Source organism: Myxococcus eversor (assembly GCF_010894455.1).
Taxonomy (GTDB): domain Bacteria; phylum Myxococcota; class Myxococcia; order Myxococcales; family Myxococcaceae; genus Myxococcus; species Myxococcus eversor.
This window is the reverse complement of sequence record NZ_JAAIXY010000002.1, coordinates 226,155-243,579: the sequence shown is the minus strand read 5'-3', so window position 1 is coordinate 243,579 and position 17,425 is coordinate 226,155. Positions and strand designations below refer to the sequence as shown.

Genomic DNA, 17,425 nt, shown 5'->3' with positions numbered 1-17,425 from the left:
GTCCGCGCCGCCGCGTTCCGGTTCCACCTGGGCCTGGGTCATCCATCCGCTTTGCCTCCGGGCACGACACGAGGTTCCACCGAGGTTCGACGGTGGAACAGCCGGCACGGTGACATCGTCCCGCCGCCGTGTTCCTCGACGGCGGGGCAGCGGGCCCATTCACTCCGTGACTCGGGGCGTCATCCTACCTTGCCCCGGGTGGCGGAGGGAGTCCTGGCTCAGCGGCGGATGCTCACGTCGCGCGCCACGGAACGTCCGCCCATGAGGACGAAGCGCGCGCGCACGGGCGTGCCCTCCTGGAGCTGGCGCAGTGAGACGCGGCGTCCCTGGCGGACACCCTGGCTGCGGTTGTCGAGCGTCAGCACGTAGTCGCTGCCCTCTCGGTCGCGCACGGTGATGGTGTCGCGGCCCACGCGGGTGACCCTGCCGCTCACCGCGCTGGAGGCGATGACCACGTCCTCGAGCGAGTGGTTCGAGGTGTTCTCCGGGAGCGCGGCTTGTGCTGCGCGCGCGGCGCCCTTGAACCAGTCCTCGTCGTCGCTTGCCTGGACTGCTTCGGTGCCGATCATCACCCTGCCGGCCCCGGGAGCCTGGGTCGCCGCGCTGCCCGTGGCGGTGGTGCTGGCCGTAGCGCCGGATGCGGTGGTGCTGGTGCCGGTGTTGCCGGCTGCTGCGTTGCCGGTGCTCCTCGCGGCATTGCCGGTGTTGCCGGCTGCGGTGTTGCCAGTGCCCTGTGCATTACCGGTGTTGTTGGTCGCCGCGTTGCCGGTGTTCCTCGCCGCCGTGTTGCCAGTGGTGTTGCCGGTGTTGCTTGTCGCCGTGTTGCCGGTGCCCGGTGCATTGCTGGTGTTGCCCACCGCTGTGTTGCCCGGAGCCCGTGCGCTGCCCGTGTTCACTGCGTTGCGCTGCGCCGCGGTGGAGTCCGTCTGTCCCGCGACGCCACCCGCCATGTTCGGCGGCGGTACCTCCTGCTCCGACTGTCCACTCACGGACCGAGCGCTATCGACGGGCTCCTGCCCTTGCCTCTCGGCACACCCGGACACCCACGCGCAGAGACCCAACATTCCCACCCACGCCCATCGCCTGCCCATCCAGTCACCTCGCGTACCCATTCCGCGTTACGTGCCAGGAGATCTGTGCAAGGGGCGTGCTCCTATCAACCAGGGCATGGGCCTGAGCGCTCGTGAGGGTTCGACATGGCTGTACACCAGGCGGCCGAGGAACCGTGTGGCTCGGTTGCCTGCTCGCCGGAGCGCGGCCCCGCGTTGCTCAGGCCGAAAGCGCGCGGGCCACGGCCTTCACGTGCGAGCGCACCAGCTCACGCGAGGCCATCAACTCCGTGGCGTCGGCGGGCGTGTACCCCAGGCACAGCACCACGTCGTCCTCGGGTGCCGCCCGCACGCCCAGCTTCATGTAGTCGAGCATGCGCGGCACCGGCTCACCCTCCGTGTCTCGCGTGAAGCGCCCGAAGACCGCCGCGTTCGGGTCTCTCCGGGGCGCCGTCTCCTTCAGCGCGAACAGCCGCCGCACCGCCGCGAGCACGTCCGGCTTCTCCACCATCCGCTCCGGCTTCGCCGGGCCCGCCAGCTCCCACTCCAGCAGCCGCAGGCAACCGCGCACGAACTCCACGTCGGTGATGACCAGTCCATACAGATACCAGTCCGCGCACGCGGCCAGCACCAGCTTCGCCTGCGCGTCCGTGAGCCAGCCGAAGGACGGGCACGTGAAGGTCTCGCACACGGATGAGCGATAGACGCCGCAGTCCCGCAGGTCCGCGCCTCCCGTCACCTTCGGATGACCCAGACACCCCACCTGCTTGCGCTCCCGGTCCAGGAAGCCCAGCAGCGGACACACCCGGACGGCGTCGAACATCGGCGCCGCCCGTCGCGCGGCCACCAGCTCCTTCGCCGCCGCGTGCCAGGCCTCCGGCTCCATCGGCGCTCGACGCAGCCGCTCCGTTTGCATCGCGAGCTGCTCCGTCAGCGCGATGCGGGAGTGGTCCTTGAAGTTGTAGAGGCCACAGCAGGCGCCGCACGAGGCGCCTCCACCGGGCTGACACAGGTGGAAGGAAACCGTCACAGGGTACATCTTACGAGCACCAACGATTTATGCAGCGGAATCGTAGCGGGCAGGCGAGCAATCGACTCCAGGAGGGCGGGCGAGCAGGCGGACCCCTCCTCCTGGACTGGCTGGGTGACAGGCTGCCGTCTGGGGAGCGCCGCCACGCACGAGCGGCGCCCCGACGTGGGCTGCTCCCTGGGTATTACCTTTCCCACAGCGGGCGCTCCAAGGAAGGGGACTTTCTCCATGGCCACGCGGGACAAGAAATCGCGACCTGAACGCGACGACACGGATGAAAGCCTGCGCGTGGAGCGGGAGAAGTCCGACGACGAATACAGCAACAGGCAGGCCGTGATTGAGACGGAGGCGGATACCGCCGTCGAAACGGCCCGCGCGAGAGCTGACGAAGTCCTCCGCGCGACCCGCGAAAACGCGGATGCGAGGATGGCCCGGTCGTGGACGCCCATCTCCGCGCGGCAGAGCGTTTCGCGGGAGCGGGCACATGAGGATGCTGCCTTGCTCGGGGAGCGTGAGACCGCGGACGAAGAGCTGCGAGACGAACGCGTGGAGCGCCAGCGCGCCCTGGCCGCCCTCCTTCACACGGAACGAGAGGAGACCAACGCCCGGCTGCTGATAGAGCGGGCACGCGCCGATGATGGACTGGCGGCGCGGGACCACTTCATGGCGATGGTCAGCCACGACTCGCGCACGCTGCTCGGGGGCATCGCCTTGCAAGCGACCGTGCTCAAGCGGGATGCCGCCGAAGACGAGGCGGGCGGAAAGACGGTCCACGCCGTGGAGAGAATCCAGCGTTTCACCGCGCGACTGACCCGGCTGATTGAAGACCTGCTGGATGTCGTCAGCATGGAGGCGGGCATCCTCCGCGTCGACCCCACGGTGCAGGATGCGACCGCGCTCGTGCGCGAGTCTCTCGAGGCGTTTCAGCCTCTGGCCTCCGCGCAGGACCTCTCGCTCGAGGGAGAGATACGCGGCGACAGGCTGATGGTGAAGCTTGACCATGAGCGCATCCTTCAGGTGCTGGCCAACCTGCTGACCAATGCCATCAAGTTCACTCCGGCGGGCGGCACTATTTCGCTTCGACTCGAGCCGGCGGGCCAGGGTGTTCGCTTCGCGGTGAAGGACACAGGCTCCGGAGTCTCGAGCCAACAATTGGAGGCGGTGTTCCAGCGTTTCTGGCAAGCCCGCCGCGAAGACCGCAGAGGGTTGGGGCTCGGGCTCGCCATCTCCAAGGGCATTGTCGACGCCCACGGCGGGCGGATCTGGGTCGAGAGTCAGCCAGGCAAGGGGAGCACCTTCTCGTTCACGCTGCCAGGCGCTGCTCCCTCACCCGCATAGTGCTCAGCGGTGGGCTCTAGAACCACTCGGGCTTCATCCGCGCGTAGGAGTCCTCGCCGGTGCGGCACAGGTGAAGCAGCAAGGGGATGCGGGGCAATTCCACGGCGAACCAGTACTGCGCGGCGGCCAGCTTGCCCTCGTAGAAGTCCGCATCGCCCGAGCCTCGCGCGAGGCCCTCCTTCGCCGCCGCGGCCTGCTCCAGCCACCGCCACGCCACCGCGAGCATGCTGAACAGGTCCAGGAAGTCCGCGCTGTGGCGCAGCATCAACTCCACCTCGCCCGCCGCGCCGCGAGCTCCCAGCTCCGCGACGAGCTCCGCCACCTCGCCCGTGGTCTGCTCCAGCGCCTCACCCCACGCGGGCTCCACGCCAGCCCTCCGCGCGCGCTCCACCGTACTGCCCACCGCGTCCGCGAAGGCCGCCAGCGCCGCGCCACCACCGGCCACCACCTTGCGCCCCAGCAGGTCGAGCCCCTGGATGCCCGTGGTGCCCTCATGGATGCTGTTGAGCTTCTGGTCTCTCAGCCACGCCTCCGGCAGGTACTCGCTGGAGTAGCCATAGCCGCCGTGCACCTGCACCGCGAGCGCGTTGGCCTCGAAGCCGCGCTCCGCGGGGAACGTCTTCGCCACCGGCGTCAGCAAATCCACGAGCAGCCCCGCGCGCCGCCGCGTGTCCTCGTCCGTGGCGTGCGACGCGAGGTCCGCCTGGTACGCCGCCGTCACCAGCAGCGAGAGGCCGCCTTCGACAATCGCCTTCTGGCGCAGCAGCATGCGACGCACGTCCGCGTGCTCGATGATGGGGTGCTGCGGGCGCGTGGCGTCCTTGGCTCCCACGGGCCGCCCCTGGGGACGCTCGCGCGCGTAGGCCACGGCCTCGTGGTACGCCACCGACGCGGTGGCCACGCCGTTGAGGCCCACCATGATGCGCGCCTCGTTCATCATCTGGAACATGCACGCCAGCCCGCGCCCGGGCTGTCCCACCATCCACCCGTGGCAGTCACCCGACTCGCCATAGTTGAGGACGAGGCTGGGGATGCCCTTCCAGCCAATCTTGTGGATGACGCCAGCCACGCGGACGTCGTTGTCCACCAGCGCGTCACCCTCGCGCCGCCGCGCCGGCACCGCGAACAAGGAGATTCCGCGCGTGCCACTCTCCACGCCTTCTGTGCGCGCCAGCGTGAGGTGCACGATGTTCTCGGTGAAGTCCTGGTCCCCACCGCTGATGAAAATCTTGGAGCCCTGGATGCGCCACGACCCGTCCGCCGCCGGCGTCGCGCGCGTGCGCACGTCCGCGAGGCTGCTGCCCGCCTGCGGCTCGGTGAGGGCCATGGTGCCCGTCCACTCGCCCCGGTAGAGCGGCTCCATGAAGGCCGCCTTCACCTCCGGCGTGCCGAAGGCCTCCAGGAGATGCGCGGCGCCGTGCGTCAGGCCCAGGTAGGCATACGCGCTCAGGTTGGCCGCCATGAGATAGGCGCTGGCCAGCGCGTGGACCGTGAGCGGGAGCTGCTGGCCCCCCACGTCCGGAGGCCGGGTGGCGGTGAGCATCCCCAACTCCACCAGCCGCGGGTACAGCTCGCGCATCAGCGGATGGACGTGGACGCGGCCCTTCTCGAAGGTGGGCGGCTCCAGGTCGAACGTCCGATAGGTGGGGTAGAGCACCTCGCGCGCGAAGCGCCGGGCGCTGTCCAGCAGCAGGCCGAAGGTCTCTCGGGAGTGCTCCGCGAAGTCGGGCAGCTCACACAGGGCGGCGACCCGCACCACCTCGTCGAGCTGGAAGTCCACGTCGCGGTCCGACAACAACGGATTGGGGCGGGGCGCGGTCATCCCCCGGTTGTTAGCAGGAGCGTTACCAGGAGGCGATGGCGTCTTCGAAGTCGACGGCCTCGTCGTCCCAGGACTCGTGCGCCGGGGCCGGGTGCGTTCGCAGAGCGGAACGCTTCCAGCGCTTTCCCGGTCCCCGTGGCGACTGGTGTCGCTCCCCCAGGGCCTCCAACACGGCGAAGGTCATCGTCTCGGCTCCCAGTGTCCTGCTGTCCACGGGGCGCCGCAGCCGCCCCGTGATTCGTCGTCTCCGAGGTCCCTCGGCCCAGGCCGAGGATGATGTGCTCCACATGACAGGCTCCTGCTCCCTGGAGGCAGCCGTTTCCGCTTGCACGTCTGACGGTTGAAGTTGGGTCTGGACCTTCGTCCATGCCATGTGGGGAGGGCTCGCCCCCTCGCCGACCGCAGGGAGGGCAACAGATGGAGTGAGCGATTGTCTGCTCGTCTGCCATGACGGCCGGGTCCCTCAACCGGGGAGTCCCAGGTTCTCGTGGGATGGTTTGCGCGGTGCGGCGTCGCGCCCGGGCAACACGCGTGCGTGACGGCGGCGTGTTCTCGTCCATCATCCCACGCATGACCCGCCCCGTGCTCGGAGCCGTCCTCGCGCCCAGGGACCAGAGCAACACCAGCGCCTGTCACCTCACGGCGAGACGTGCGGCTTCACCAACGCCATCGTGAAGTATCCGGATCAGCGTCTCACCGTCATCGTCCTGACGAACCGCGCGGGCGGCGCGCCGTGGACGCTCGCGCAGCACGTCGCGGACCTGTGGCTGGGGACGCCTGTCACGCCGCGCCCCTGGCCCTTCGAGAGCATGGCCAACGCGCACTGAAACACCGCGCGTCGCGTCTTCAGTGGCTCAGCCGCTCCGTCAACCAGACACGCGCGTAGGCCCAGTCTCGTTTCATCGTGGCCTGTGACACACCCAGCGCGGTCGCTGCCTCGTGGAGGCTCAGGCCCGCGAAGTAGCGCAGCTCCACCAGCCGGGCGAGCCGGGGCTGGAATGTCTCCAGCTCCGACAGGGCCCCCTCCAACTGGAGCACCTCCAGGTCGGGGCCCGGGTTCTCCGCGTCCAGGTGGCGGATGCTCAGCCACTCCCGCCGCGCGTCACGCCGTTGATGGAGCCAGGCGCGGGCCCGGTCCACCAGCACCCGCCGCAGCGCCTGGACGGCGACGCCGAAGAAGTGGCGACGGTCCTCGGGTTGGAGCGCGTCCGTCCCGAACAGCCGCGTCCAGGCATCCTGCAGCAGCACGGTGGGCTGTAGGGGATTGTGGGGGGCGACCTCGGGGTGGGCCGTGCGGGCCATCCGCCGCAGCTCGCGATAGGTCGCCGCCGTCAGCGCGTCCCTCGCGCCCAGGTCTCCCTCGCGTGCACCCTCCAACAAGACCGCCAGCTCCGTCGTGCTCATGGTGTCCCCCGCGGCCCGGTTCGGGTCGCCCCACGGACGCTTCCTTCCGCGTTCCTCCTTAACGACGGATTCGTCGGAAATCCTTGAGAGGTCGGGAAATGACCCTCACGCGGAAACCATCTCCGGTTCCCAGGAAAAGAGGTGGACGTCCGCGAATCGGGCCGGAGGGGGAGAGGACGGCGCGAGCGCTCAAGCGGGCACTCGCGATTCGATACATCCCATTTGAAACATCGACATGGGAAAGGAATGCGCGGTGGGCAGACAGGCGGGGTGGGTGAGACCCGTTTACATTCGTGTCGCAGAAGCCCGAGCATCGTGTTCATCCATGAGTCTGCTCCGCGGTTCGGGTCGCGCGTCGATGGGTTGTTTCGTCTCAGGTGTTTCATCGGGGGTGTTCGCCTGGCTTCTGCTCATCGTGTTCATGCTCGCTCCGTCGGCGCGGGCGGAGGACTCGGGCGCGGGAAGCGTGAGACTGGAGAGCGGGTGGCGCTATCGCTGGGGTGACTCACCGATGGGGCGGGATGGCGTGCCCACGTGGGCGCATGAGGCGGACCGGGAGGACTGGCTGCCCATGGAGGCCGCGCATGAGCCGCCGGGACGCGCGTCGAACACGTTCCTGTGGGTGAGCATCCCCGTGCCGCACGGGACGTGGGGCGAGCCCGCGCTCTTCCTGGCCACCGTGGCCAACGCGTTCGAGGTGTACGCGGACGGGCGCCGCATCTACGTGAACGGGACGCTGCGTCCCTCCAGCGTCGAGTCGGTGGAGGCCATGGCGTGGAGCCTGGTGCCGCTGCCTTCCTCGGTCATCGGCTCGCGGGTGCTGCTGCGCATCCAGAGCAACGGGCCCATCATCGGCGTGGGGCAGGAGGCCCGGGTGGGGCACCGGTCCGAGCTGGCCGCAGGGGCGATGCGCGAGGGGCTGGCGCCCTTCGTCATGGGTGTGTTGCTGCTCGTGGTGGCGGGTGTCGCCGTGGTGGCGGCGCTGGTACGGCGACAGCAGCGGATGCTGGTGGCGCTCACCGTCTTCTCCGGTGGCTCGGGTGTGTTGCTGCTGGGCTCCAGCGGGCTGTTGATGTCCCTCTGGGGTGCGAATCTGCTGAGCAGCCAGCTCACGTTGCTGGGCGCGTACGTCCTCCTGCCGGGCCTGGGGTGGTTCATCTCCGACAGCATCCTGGAGGGCGAGCTGCGCTGGTTCCGCTGGGGCGTGGCCGCGCTCGCGGTCCCCGCGACGATTCAGAGCGTGCTGGTGTTCGTGGACCTGGGGATGGTGTACCGGCACCTCTCGTACTTCACCTTCTATTCGCTGCCCTGCCTGTTCATCTGCCTCATCGTCGCGGTCGGGGCCGCGTGGAAGGGCAGCCCCGATGCGCGCATCTTCGTCGCGGGCCTGGGCGCGCTCACCTTCGTGTGCGTGCTCAGCACGCTGCCCGTGCTCGGGGTGATGGAGCAGAACGGCTCGCAGATTCACTGGGGCTTCGTGGCGCTCACGGTGTCGCTGGTGTGCATCGTCGCGCGGCGCTCCACGCTGGTGGTGCGCTCGCTGGCGTCCCACACGCGTCAACTGGAGGCGCGCCGCAAGGACGTGCGGGAGCTGGCCGAGGGCATGGGCACCGGCGCTGGAGAGCTGGCGACGGTGGTGCAGCAGTTGCGCACGTCCAGCGACGAGCAGACGGTGGGCATCAGCCGTCAGGCGACGGCGCTCAAGGAGCTGGAGCAGACGGTGCAGGAAATCCGTCAGGGCTCGCTGGTGACGGCGGACAAGACGCGGCTGCTCGCCAGCTCCATCGTCGTCGCGGAGGAGGCGGGCCGTGACGGTGGCGCGGCCATCGACCGGACGCTGACGAACCTGGAGGCCATCCGCGCGGAGGTGTCGGAGATGGCCCGGCGCATCCTCGCGCTGGATGCTCGCACGCGGGAGATTTCCGGCATCGTCGACACGGTGAAGGGGCTGGCGGACCAGTCCAACATGCTGGCCGTCAACGCCGCGATTGAGGCCGCGCGCAGCGGCGAGCATGGCCGGGGCTTCGCGGTGGTGTCGCGCGAGGTGCGCAGCCTCGCGGACCAGTCCATCCTCGCCACGCAGCGCATCCGTGAGGTGCTGGAGGGGGTGAACACCAGCATGCGCGAGGCCGCGAAGATGAGCGAGCAGGGCGAGCAGCGGGTGAAGGTGAGCCTGGACGCGGTGCGAATCTCCGGCTCCCAGCTCCAGAAGCTCGCGGGCATCATCGGTGAGACGAGCGGCAGCGTGCGGCAGATTTCCATGGCCGTGTCCCAGCAGGACGCGGGCACGTCCCAGATAGCCGTGGCCATCCAGGACCTGTCCGGGCAGATGCAGCAGACCCTGCGCGTCGTGGAGGAGACGCAGAAGGTGGCGCGCTCGGTGCAAACGCTGGCGGAGACCATGTCCGGCTCGGCGCGGAAGGCGCTCCAGTCGGGCTCGCTGGGCGCGTGAGGCGCGCCGTGCGTCAGGGAGACAGGGCGTTCTGGATGAGCGGCGCCAAATCCCTTTCGAGCGTCACGCTGAAGTCGACGATGCCGCCCTCGCCCGCGGTGGTGTTCAGCTCCATGCCGAGAATCGCGTAGTAGCCGCTGTCGCGGTCCAACCAGGGCGTGAAGCCGAAGGCGCCCGGGGAGCTGATGCGCGTGCAGCCCGTCGCGGGCGTCAGGCACTCCAGCCACGCGGTGAGGCCATAGTGGAAGGGCAGGCCGAGCGCCGCCATGGGCGAGTTGCCGATGACGACGTTGGGGTACGGCTCGCGCGCCTGGGCGTCGAAGAGGGCGGGGGTGCCGATGGTCAGCGTCGGCGTCTGGCCCTTGTGGAAGGCGAGCGAGAGGAAGTCGGCGTACTCGGACATGGTGACGCGCAGGCCGCCGGCGATGAGCGGGTTCTGCGTGCCGAGACTCTGGCGCGGCAGCGAGTAGTAGGTGACGGCCGTGGACTGGCCCAGCGGCGCGCGGAGGATGTCACTGAAGAGGGTGTTCCACGTCTTGCCCGTGACGACCTCCGCCATGCGCGCGGCCACGTGCAGGTGCGTGCCGCCATAGTCGAAGCGCGTCCCGGGCGCGGCGACGGGCGCCAGCGTGGAGAGGGTGTTCACACACGTGGCCAGGGTGATGGTCGGCATGGTGGTGCAGGCGTGGTCCCTCACCATCCCGGAGGTGAACGAGAGCAGGTGGCGCAGGGTGATGCTGGCCTTGGGCCCCGTCCAGCCGAGCACCGTGCCCGTCGTCGAGTCCAGGCTGAGCTGCCCGCGCTTGATGAGCTCGAGCAGCACCAGGCCGGAGACCATCTTGGAGGCGGACGCCACCGCGACGCGCTGGGTGGGCGTGAAGGCGCCGACCATGTGCTGGAAGACGAGGGTGTCGTTGCTGTCGAACACCATCAACCCCAGGTCCTGGACGCCCTCGGAGGCGGACCGCTGGATGAGCAGCGCGCGCACGGCCGCCCAGCCCGCGAGCTGGGAGTCCTGCTGGGTGAGGGTCTCGGTGGACGGCGGGGTGACTTCCTCCGGTACCGAAGAGGGACCACAGGCGCACAGCCAGCAGGACAGCAGACACACGTAGAGATTTCGCATGGACTGCCTGAACACGGGACCTCCGAGAAAGTCTCGGAAGTCTTTTGTTCGCGCCTCCTGCCCTCGCCCGGTTCATCGAGCGAGGGAGGACCGTGGCTCGGCTCAGGTCTCGGGCTGCGCCGGGCAGGCGCCGCTGTAGTACCCGACATACGGCGTCGAGGTGTCACCCCAGGTGGCGATGGTGCCTCGGCACTTGCAGATGATTCCGCCCACCTGCTCGCGATGGGCGGCGTCGCTGTAGAAGTTGTACTCCCACAGCATCGTCCCGTCGCAGGGGTCGAGTGCGCTCACCTGATTGGCGTCGGAGGGCTGCTCCTCCTCCGTGGTGACGCCACAACCCGAGAGGACTCCGACGGCCAGCAAGGCTCCGATGTGGTGACGCAGCTTCATGTCGCGCTCCATGAGTGAGGGGATTGATGCTACTGCGTGGCGAAAGTAATCCGGATCAGGGGTCGACGGGGGCGGGGCAGAGGGGGAAATGGGCGCCGCACGCGAAGCGCTGGGTGCAGTAGCCGCCCGCCTGAGTGGGCCACGCGTGGGCCGTCCCGTAGGGGGCGCCCGGAGGACAGTCCAGGGTGTGCTGGCTGACGTGACACCATTCGGCGGGGTCGCAGGTCCAGGGGTCGGAGAGCGACTGATTGACTTCGGACCCGGCGGGCGATGCTTCCTCCCAGGTCGGGGACTCCGTGCCTCCACCACAGCCAGCCAGCAGCAAGGCCACCACGAAGGCTCCGCTCCACGTCTGACGATTCATTGCACGCTCCCAGGGATTGAGGGAGCGTGACTTCACTGCCAGTGGCCGCCATCGCCAAGGAGAATCGCGGAGGTTTGTGGCTCTGGCCGGGCGCGTCACCTTCATGAACCAGGGGCTCCCGTTGGGGAGGGTCTGTCCCAGGTGGAGGCTCCGAGGGCGCCTGCTCTCGGGGGCATTTGCGTGATTGCCACGCGAGTGTGGTCGAATCTCCCAAGAAACAGCGCCTCGGGACTCCTAGGGTGGCTCATGGGAGGCCCGGGTAGAGGGAGCGGTCCGCATGCGGCGCATTCGAATCATCGACAGTCATACGGGCGGTGAGCCCACGCGTGTGGTGATTGACGGAGGACCCGAGCTGGGGACGGGCGACCTGGCGAGTCAGCGCGAGCGCTTCCGCGAGCAGTTCGACGCCTTTCGCAAGGCCATTGTCTGCGAGCCCCGTGGCTCCGACGTCATGGTGGGGGCGCTCTTGTGTCCACCCGTCCATGCGTCGAGCGTCGCCGGCATCATCTTCTTCAACAACGTCGGCTACCTCGGGATGTGTGGCCACGGAACCATCGGCGTGGTGAAGACGCTGGAGTACCTGGGCCGCATCGGTCCCGGCGTCCACGCGCTGGAGACTCCCGTGGGCGTGGTGAAGGCCACGCTGCATCCGGATGGTCGCGTCAGCATCGCCAACGTGCCGAGCTACCGGTGGGCGCACGACGTGGCCGTGTCGGTGCCGGGACATGGCGAGGTCCGAGGGGATATCGCCTGGGGTGGCAATTGGTTCTTCCTGGCGCGTGCGACGCACCTGCCTCTGGAGCTGACGCGGGTCCCTTCGCTCCTCGCGTACACGTCCGCGCTCAAGCAGGCGCTCGTGGACCAGGGCATCACGGGAGAGGGTGGCGCGGAGATTGACCACGTGGAGCTGTATGCCCCGTCGCCGACGCCCGGGGTGAATGCTCGCAACTTCGTGCTGTGCCCCGGGCTGGCGTATGACCGCTCTCCTTGCGGCACCGGGACGAGCGCGAAAGTGGCATGCCTCGCCGCCGAGGGAGGGCTCGCGGAGGGCGCGACGTGGGTGCAGGAGAGCATCCTCGGCAGTCGCTTCGAGGCGCGCTACGTGCGCGATGGTGACCGCGTCCTTCCCACCATCACCGGCACCGCGTCCGTCAACGCGGAGGCGACGTTGCTGGTGGACCCGACGGACCCGTTCGCCTGGGGCATCGGATGAGCGCCTTCGATTGCGTCATCGTCGGCGGTGGCATCGTCGGCGCGGCGCTCGCGGATGTGCTCAGCGCGGAAGGGGTGTCGGTGGCGCTGGTGGAGGCGCGCTCCATCGGGACGGGGACCACCGCGTGCGGCATGGGTCACCTGGTGGCCATGGACGACAACGCGGCGGAGCTGGCGCTGACGGCGTGGTCCGTGGCGCTGTGGCGGGAGCTCGCGCCTGGTTTGCCTCGCACCGTGGAGTACGACGCTTGCGGCACGCTGTGGCTCGCCGCCGATGACGAGGAGATGGCCGCGGTCTCCGCGAAGGTCGCCAACTACCGCGCCGCGGGCGTCCGGGCGGAGGTGCTCGACAGCGCGGCGCTTTACGAGGCCGAGCCCGCGCTGGCTCCGGGACTCGTCGGGGCGCTGCGGGTTCCGGAGGATGCCGTGCTGTATCCGCCGCTCGCCGCGCGGACCTTCGCGCTGCGGGCCCAGGCTCGTGGCGCGCGGTTGATGACGGGCTGTCCGGTCCGGGAACTGCGGCCGGGTGGGGTCGTGCTCGCGAATGGCGAGGTGCTGGCGGCGCGGCACATCGTGCTCGCCGCGGGCGTGGCGAGTCCCCTGCTGTGCCCCGGGCTGCCCATCTCTCCTCGCAAGGGGCATCTGCTCATCACCCGGCGCGGTGCTCCGGTGGTGCACCACCAGTTGGTGGAGTTGGGCTACCTCAAGAGCGCCCATGGTACGGATGGCGCTTCCGTGGCCTTCAATGCGCAGCCTCGCGTCACGGGACAGCTCCTGCTGGGCTCGTCTCGGCAACCGGGGGATGGGACTCGGGAGGTGGACGCGGCGCTCCTGGAGCGGATGTTGAAGCGCGCGGCCCTGTTCCTTCCGGGGCTCGATGGGTTGCAGGCGCTGCGCGTGTGGACGGGACTGCGCCCGGCGACGCCGGATGGACTGCCGTTGCTGGGGCCCCATCCGGAGAAGCCGTGGCTGTGGCTGGCGTGTGGCCATGAGGGGCTCGGCATCACCACCGCGACGGGCAGCGCGCGACTGGTGGCAGACCAGTTGCTCGGGCGCGCGAGTGTCATTGACTCGCGCCCGTATTCACCCGCGCGCTTCCTGTCAGCGTCGGGTCCTGAGGTTGCTCATGCGTGAGGCCTCGCTGAAGAACGCCTCGGTCGTCACCCTTCGCATCAACGGGCGTGAAGTCACGGTGCCGGTGGGGACTTCCGTCGCGGCCGCGCTGGCGATGATGGACAGCTTCGTCAGTCGCGCGGACTTGAGCGGGCGACCCCGTGGCCCGCTGTGCGGCATGGGCGTCTGCTTCGAGTGCCGCGCCACCATCGACGGTGTGCCCGAGGTCCTCATGTGCCTGACGCCGTGTCGCGAGGACCAGACGGTGGTGACCGATGCGTGAGGTCTGCGACCTCGTGGTCGTCGGCGCTGGCCCAGGTGGGCTCGCCGCCGCGTGTCGTGCGGCCGAGGCGGGGCTGGATGTGCTCGTCCTCGACGCCCAGCCGGAGCCCGGTGGACAGGTCTGGCGAGGCGAGGCTCGAAAGGGCTCGAACCGCCTGGCGCGTCGCTGGCTCACCCGGTTCTCCGCGTCGGGCGCGCGCTTTCGTCCAGGTGCCCGGGTCATCGCCGCGCCCGAGCCGGGCGTGCTCCTGGTGGAAGAGGCCTCGTCCTCGTTCGCCGTGCGCTACGGCCGCGCGGTGCTCGCCACCGGCGCGCGCGAGCGCTTCCTGCCGTTCCCTGGCTGGACGCTTCCGGGAGTGCTGGGCGTCAGCGGACTCCAGGTGCTCGTGAAGGACGGGCTCCCCATCGAGGGCAAGCGCGTGGTGCTCGCCGGCACGGGCCCGTTGTTGCTCGTCGCCGCCGCGACGATTCACGCTCACGGTGGCGAGGTCCTCTACATCGCCGAACAGGCCTCCGCCGCGAGCCACTGGGGCTTCGCGCTCCAGCTCTGGCGTCAGCCGGCCAAGCTGCTCCAGGGCGCCTTGATGTCAGCGAAGCTCGTCAGCGTGCCCACGTCCACGGACGCCTGGGTCACCGCCGCCGAAGGCGAGCGCCGTCTGGAAGCCGTCCGCCTCTCCGTGCGCGGCCGTGAAGAACACCTGCACTGCGACTACCTGGGCGCGGCCTACGGGCTCGTTCCCAACCTGGAAGTGGCGCGACTCCTCGGCTGTGAGACCTCGGCCGGCGCGGTGGTCGTCGACGACCGTCTGGAGACGCGCGTTCCCAAGGTCCACGCCGTGGGCGAGCTGCTCGGCATCGGTGGCGTGGACCAGGCGCTCGTCACCGGAGCGCTGGCCGGTCTCGTCGCCGCCGAGCAACCCGTTCCACTCGAGCTGGAGCGCTCCTGGCACCGCGTGCGGACCTTCGCCGCTCAGCTCGCGAGGCACGACGCGCCGCGCGCGGAGCTGCTCCGACTGGCCGCGCCGGACACGCTGCTGTGTCGCTGCGAGGACGTGCCCATGTCCGCGCTGGAGGGCTGTCAGAACCTGCGCGAGGCACGGCTGTACGCACGGCTGGGAATGGGCGCCTGCCAGGGCCGCACCTGCGGCACCGCGGCGCAGGCCCTCTTCGGCTGGTCGGGCGAAGACGTGCGCCCACCGTGCCTCCCCGCGCGCATCGGCAGCCTGCGCCTACCCTCGGACGTTTCCTCTACCCATACGAGAGAGTCATGAGCCTCTGGACTGGTGTCCTCCCCGCCATCACCACCCCCTTCAACACGGACCTGTCCGTCGACCACGGCACGGTGCGCTCGCACGTGCGCTGGCTGGTGTCGCAGGGCTGCACCGGCATCATCCCCTGCGGCTCCCTGGGCGAGGGCGCGACGCTGAGCCTGGAGGAGAAGGCCGCGGTGATGCGCACCGTCGTGGACGCGGTGAAGGTGCCCGTCATCCCGGGCATCGCCGCGCTGTCCACCGCGGAGGCCGTGCGGCTGGCTCGCGCCGCCGAGGAGGCGGGCTGCGCCGGACTCATGGTGCTGCCCCCGTATGTCTATTCGAGCGACTGGCGCGAGATGAAGGCGCACATGTCCGTCGTCCTGCGCGCCACGAAGCTGCCGTGCCTGCTCTACAACAACCCCGTCGCCTACAAGACGGACTTCACCCCCGCCCACCTCGCGGAGCTGGCCGCCGAGCACGACAATGCGGTCGCCGTGAAGGAGTCCTCCACCGATGCCCGTCGCGTCACCGCCATTCGCGCGCTCCTGGGAGACCGGCTGGCCCTGGGCGTCGGCGTGGATGACTGCCTCGTCGAGGGCGTGGAGGCGGGCGCGCGCTTCTGGGTGGCGGGACTCGTCAACGCCTTCCCCGCCGAGTCCGTGCGGCTGTTGGAGCTGTCGCTCGCCGGAAAGAAGCAGGCCGCCTTCGAGCTGTACCGCTGGTTCCTGCCGCTGTTGCGCCTGGACACCGTCCCCAAATTCGTCCAGCTCATCAAGCTGGTGCAGCAGGAGGTCGGCTGGGGCCACGAGCGCGTGCGTGGGCCTCGGCTGGAGCTGGCGGGAGCCGAGCGCGAGGAGTGCCTGCGCGTGCTGCGCGAGGCCCTGGCGAACCGTCCCGCGCTATAGCGTGCGTGGTGTGAAGTCTCTCGTATCGAAGCTGGAGGGGCGCTGCCGCCCCTCCCGGAGTGAGGTCGCCGTATGAGCTGGATGGGACTGTCGTTGATTGGCGCCGAACGCGGAGAGCCCGGTGGGCCGACGTTCACCGGCTGGAATCCGGCGGAGGGCGTGGCACTGGAGCCGCGCTTCCACGGCGCGAAGCCCCAGGAGGTGGAGCGCGCCTGTGTGCTCGCGCAGGAGGCCGCGCCCTCGCTCGCGGCCCTGTCCTCTCGCCAGCGCGCCGTGTTCCTGGAGCACATCGCGGAGGCGCTCCTCTCGGCGGAGGCGGACTTCCTCGCCGTGACACCGAAGGAGACCGGCCTGCCCCCCGCCCGCATCCAGGGCGAGCTGGGCCGCGCGGCCGGACAGTTCCGTCAGTTCGCCCGACTGTTGGAGGAGGGGAGCTGGGTGGATGCGCGCATCGACCATGCCCTGCCCGAGCGTCGCCCGCTGCCACGTCCGGACCTGCGCTCGCTGCTGCGCCCCGTGGGGCCGGTGGCCGTGTTCGGCGCGAGCAACTTCCCGCTCGCGTTCTCCGTCGCGGGAGGTGACACCGCGTCCGCGCTCGCCGCGGGGTGCCCCGTCATCGCCAAGGCTCATCCCGCGCACCCCGCGACCTCCGAGCGCGCGGGCCTGGCCATCCGTGAGGCCGTGGCGGCGTGTGGACTGCACGAAGGCGTGTTCTCGCTCCTGTTCGACGCGGGCACCGAGGTGGGCGCCGCCCTGGTGCGTCACCCCGCCATCCGCGCCGTCGGCTTCACGGGCTCTCGCGGTGGAGGTCGCGCGTTGATGGCGCTGGCCGCCGCTCGGCCCGTGCCCATCCCCGTGTTCGCGGAGATGGGCTCCATCAACCCCATCTTCCTCCTGCCGGAAGCCCTGGCTGCCCGTCCGCAGGCGATGGCGGACGCGCTGGCCGCGTCCATCCTCCAGGGCGCGGGCCAGTTCTGCACCTCACCCGGCTTGCTCGTGGCGGTGGATGGAACCGGGTACGAGGCCTTCCGCGCGAGGCTCGCCGAGAAGCTGGGCGCCGCTCCTGCCGCGCCCATGTTGACGCCCGCCATCGCCGAGCGCTTTCGCGAGGGCGTGAGCCGGCTGGCCGCGCGCGCCGACACGCGGACGCATGCACGCGGCGAGTCGAAGGCCGCGCTCGGTGCTCCCGCGCTGTTCGAGGCGGAGGCGCGGGTGGTGCTCGCCGAGGGGGAGCTCACCGAAGAGGTGTTCGGAAGCTGCGCGGTGCTGACCGTGGCGCGTGACGCGGCGGAGTTGGTGCGCGTGGCCTCGCGACTGGAAGGCCAGCTCACCGCCACGGTGATGATGGACGTGGGAGACACGGAGCTGGCCTCGGAGCTGCTCCCCACGTTGTCGGACCGCGTGGGGCGTGTGCTGATGAACGGTGTCCCCACGGGCGTGGAGGTCTGCCCGGCGATGGTGCATGGCGGTCCCTTTCCGGCCAGTTCGGATGGACGCTTCACCGCCGTGGGCACGGGGGCCATCCGCCGCTTCGTTCGCCCGGTCTGCTTCCAGGACGTGCCGGACGCGCTGCTCCCGCCGGAGCTTCGCGAGGCGAACCCCCTGGGCCTCTGGCGCACGGTGGACGGGGTGCTGAAGCGGGAGTGACTCCCAGGTGGCCCCGCCTCCACCCGGGAGCCACTCCCTTG

The 17,425-nt window shown here is 69.9% G+C and carries 16 protein-coding genes; 9 read left to right on the top strand and 7 right to left on the bottom strand.

The genetic code is table 11. From position 1 onward, the window contains the following. Positions 1–218: 218 nt before the first annotated feature. The gene (locus G4D83_RS45460) at positions 219–950 is read right to left on the bottom strand and encodes a RodZ family helix-turn-helix domain-containing protein (RefSeq protein WP_205522567.1); all 732 of its coding nucleotides are present in this window, start codon (positions 948–950) and stop codon (positions 219–221) included. 319 nt (positions 951–1,269) lie between these two features. Further along, positions 1,270–2,079: a hypothetical protein gene (locus G4D83_RS04455; protein ID WP_163863152.1), complete on the bottom strand. Its 810-nt coding sequence runs from the start codon at positions 2,077–2,079 to the stop codon at positions 1,270–1,272. Positions 2,080–2,307: 228 nt separating this feature from the next. Here G4D83_RS04455 and G4D83_RS04450 point away from each other — a divergent pair, with 228 nt between their 5' ends. After that, on the top strand, positions 2,308–3,417 hold the full coding sequence (locus tag G4D83_RS04450) for a sensor histidine kinase (protein ID WP_163863150.1): 1,110 nt from the start codon (positions 2,308–2,310) through the stop codon (positions 3,415–3,417). 16 nt (positions 3,418–3,433) lie between these two features. On the opposite strand, the gene G4D83_RS04445 is transcribed toward G4D83_RS04450, so the two are convergent. Next, positions 3,434–5,239, bottom strand: a complete 1,806-nt coding sequence (locus G4D83_RS04445; RefSeq protein WP_163863148.1) for an acyl-CoA dehydrogenase — start codon at positions 5,237–5,239, stop codon at positions 3,434–3,436. 671 nt (positions 5,240–5,910) lie between these two features. Here G4D83_RS04445 and G4D83_RS04440 point away from each other — a divergent pair. Further along, positions 5,911–6,066 (top strand): hypothetical protein, encoded by a 156-nt coding sequence (locus G4D83_RS04440; protein ID WP_240356148.1) that lies wholly within the window; start codon positions 5,911–5,913, stop codon positions 6,064–6,066. Between the two features lie 19 nt (positions 6,067–6,085). Here G4D83_RS04440 and G4D83_RS04435 read toward each other — a convergent pair whose 3' ends face one another. Continuing rightward, entirely contained in the window at positions 6,086–6,643 is a 558-nt protein-coding gene (locus G4D83_RS04435) for an ECF-type sigma factor (protein WP_163863146.1), read from the bottom strand. A gap of 391 nt (positions 6,644–7,034) precedes the next feature. On the opposite strand from G4D83_RS04435, the gene G4D83_RS04430 reads away from it, so the two are divergent. Then, positions 7,035–9,095 (top strand): methyl-accepting chemotaxis protein, encoded by a 2,061-nt coding sequence (locus G4D83_RS04430; protein ID WP_338041905.1) that lies wholly within the window; start codon positions 7,035–7,037, stop codon positions 9,093–9,095. A 13-nt stretch (positions 9,096–9,108) separates the two neighbouring features. Here the strand turns inward: G4D83_RS04430 and G4D83_RS04425 are convergent, their stop codons facing one another. The 3 genes from G4D83_RS04425 to G4D83_RS04415 form a co-directional block, all read right to left on the bottom strand. Then, the gene (locus tag G4D83_RS04425) at positions 9,109–10,218 is read right to left on the bottom strand and encodes a serine hydrolase domain-containing protein (protein ID WP_163863824.1); all 1,110 of its coding nucleotides are present in this window, start codon (positions 10,216–10,218) and stop codon (positions 9,109–9,111) included. Between the two features lie 102 nt (positions 10,219–10,320). Continuing rightward, complete coding sequence (locus tag G4D83_RS04420; protein ID WP_163863144.1) at positions 10,321–10,608, bottom strand: DUF6289 family protein; 288 nt, start codon at positions 10,606–10,608, stop codon at positions 10,321–10,323. Between the two features lie 55 nt (positions 10,609–10,663). Beyond that, positions 10,664–10,972, bottom strand: a complete 309-nt coding sequence (locus G4D83_RS04415; RefSeq protein WP_163863142.1) for a hypothetical protein — start codon at positions 10,970–10,972, stop codon at positions 10,664–10,666. Positions 10,973–11,249: 277 nt separating this feature from the next. Here G4D83_RS04415 and G4D83_RS04410 point away from each other — a divergent pair, with 277 nt between their 5' ends. From G4D83_RS04410 to G4D83_RS04385, 6 genes are all read left to right on the top strand, one after another. Beyond that, positions 11,250–12,185: a proline racemase family protein gene (locus G4D83_RS04410; protein WP_163863141.1), complete on the top strand. Its 936-nt coding sequence runs from the start codon at positions 11,250–11,252 to the stop codon at positions 12,183–12,185. Continuing rightward, a complete protein-coding gene (locus tag G4D83_RS04405) occupies positions 12,182–13,318 on the top strand; it encodes an NAD(P)/FAD-dependent oxidoreductase (RefSeq protein WP_163863138.1) in 1,137 nt (378 codons plus the stop codon). Before G4D83_RS04410 ends, G4D83_RS04405 begins: the two co-directional genes overlap by 4 nt. Further along, the gene (locus G4D83_RS04400) at positions 13,311–13,580 is read left to right on the top strand and encodes a (2Fe-2S)-binding protein (protein WP_163863136.1); all 270 of its coding nucleotides are present in this window, start codon (positions 13,311–13,313) and stop codon (positions 13,578–13,580) included. The genes G4D83_RS04405 and G4D83_RS04400 overlap by 8 nt, the downstream gene beginning before the upstream one ends. After that, on the top strand, positions 13,573–14,850 hold the full coding sequence (locus tag G4D83_RS04395) for an NAD(P)/FAD-dependent oxidoreductase (RefSeq protein ID WP_163863135.1): 1,278 nt from the start codon (positions 13,573–13,575) through the stop codon (positions 14,848–14,850). The genes G4D83_RS04400 and G4D83_RS04395 overlap by 8 nt, the downstream gene beginning before the upstream one ends. Then, entirely contained in the window at positions 14,847–15,737 is an 891-nt protein-coding gene (locus tag G4D83_RS04390) for a dihydrodipicolinate synthase family protein (protein ID WP_163863133.1), read from the top strand. Before G4D83_RS04395 ends, G4D83_RS04390 begins: the two co-directional genes overlap by 4 nt. Before the next feature lie 72 nt (positions 15,738–15,809). Beyond that, a complete protein-coding gene (locus tag G4D83_RS04385; protein WP_163863131.1) occupies positions 15,810–17,384 on the top strand; it encodes an aldehyde dehydrogenase (NADP(+)) in 1,575 nt (524 codons plus the stop codon). Positions 17,385–17,425: the final 41 nt, after the last annotated feature.

Excerpts from the sequence above, each read along its gene's own strand:
- G4D83_RS45460 (WP_205522567.1), bottom strand. The coding sequence starts at position 950 with ATGGCGGGTGGCGTCGCGGGACAGACGGACTCCACCGCGGCGCAGCGC.
- G4D83_RS04450 (WP_163863150.1), top strand. The coding sequence starts at position 2,308 with ATGGCCACGCGGGACAAGAAATCGCGACCTGAACGCGACGACACGGAT.
- G4D83_RS04445 (WP_163863148.1), bottom strand. The coding sequence starts at position 5,239 with ATGACCGCGCCCCGCCCCAATCCGTTGTTGTCGGACCGCGACGTGGAC.
- G4D83_RS04435 (WP_163863146.1), bottom strand. The coding sequence starts at position 6,643 with ATGAGCACGACGGAGCTGGCGGTCTTGTTGGAGGGTGCACGCGAGGGA.
- G4D83_RS04425 (WP_163863824.1), bottom strand. The coding sequence starts at position 10,218 with ATGCGAAATCTCTACGTGTGTCTGCTGTCCTGCTGGCTGTGCGCCTGT.
- G4D83_RS04420 (WP_163863144.1), bottom strand. The coding sequence starts at position 10,608 with ATGAAGCTGCGTCACCACATCGGAGCCTTGCTGGCCGTCGGAGTCCTC.
- G4D83_RS04415 (WP_163863142.1), bottom strand. The coding sequence starts at position 10,972 with ATGAATCGTCAGACGTGGAGCGGAGCCTTCGTGGTGGCCTTGCTGCTG.
- G4D83_RS04410 (WP_163863141.1), top strand. The coding sequence starts at position 11,250 with ATGCGGCGCATTCGAATCATCGACAGTCATACGGGCGGTGAGCCCACG.
- G4D83_RS04405 (WP_163863138.1), top strand. The coding sequence starts at position 12,182 with ATGAGCGCCTTCGATTGCGTCATCGTCGGCGGTGGCATCGTCGGCGCG.
- G4D83_RS04400 (WP_163863136.1), top strand. The coding sequence starts at position 13,311 with ATGCGTGAGGCCTCGCTGAAGAACGCCTCGGTCGTCACCCTTCGCATC.
- G4D83_RS04395 (WP_163863135.1), top strand. The coding sequence starts at position 13,573 with ATGCGTGAGGTCTGCGACCTCGTGGTCGTCGGCGCTGGCCCAGGTGGG.
- G4D83_RS04390 (WP_163863133.1), top strand. The coding sequence starts at position 14,847 with ATGAGCCTCTGGACTGGTGTCCTCCCCGCCATCACCACCCCCTTCAAC.
- G4D83_RS04385 (WP_163863131.1), top strand. The coding sequence starts at position 15,810 with ATGAGCTGGATGGGACTGTCGTTGATTGGCGCCGAACGCGGAGAGCCC.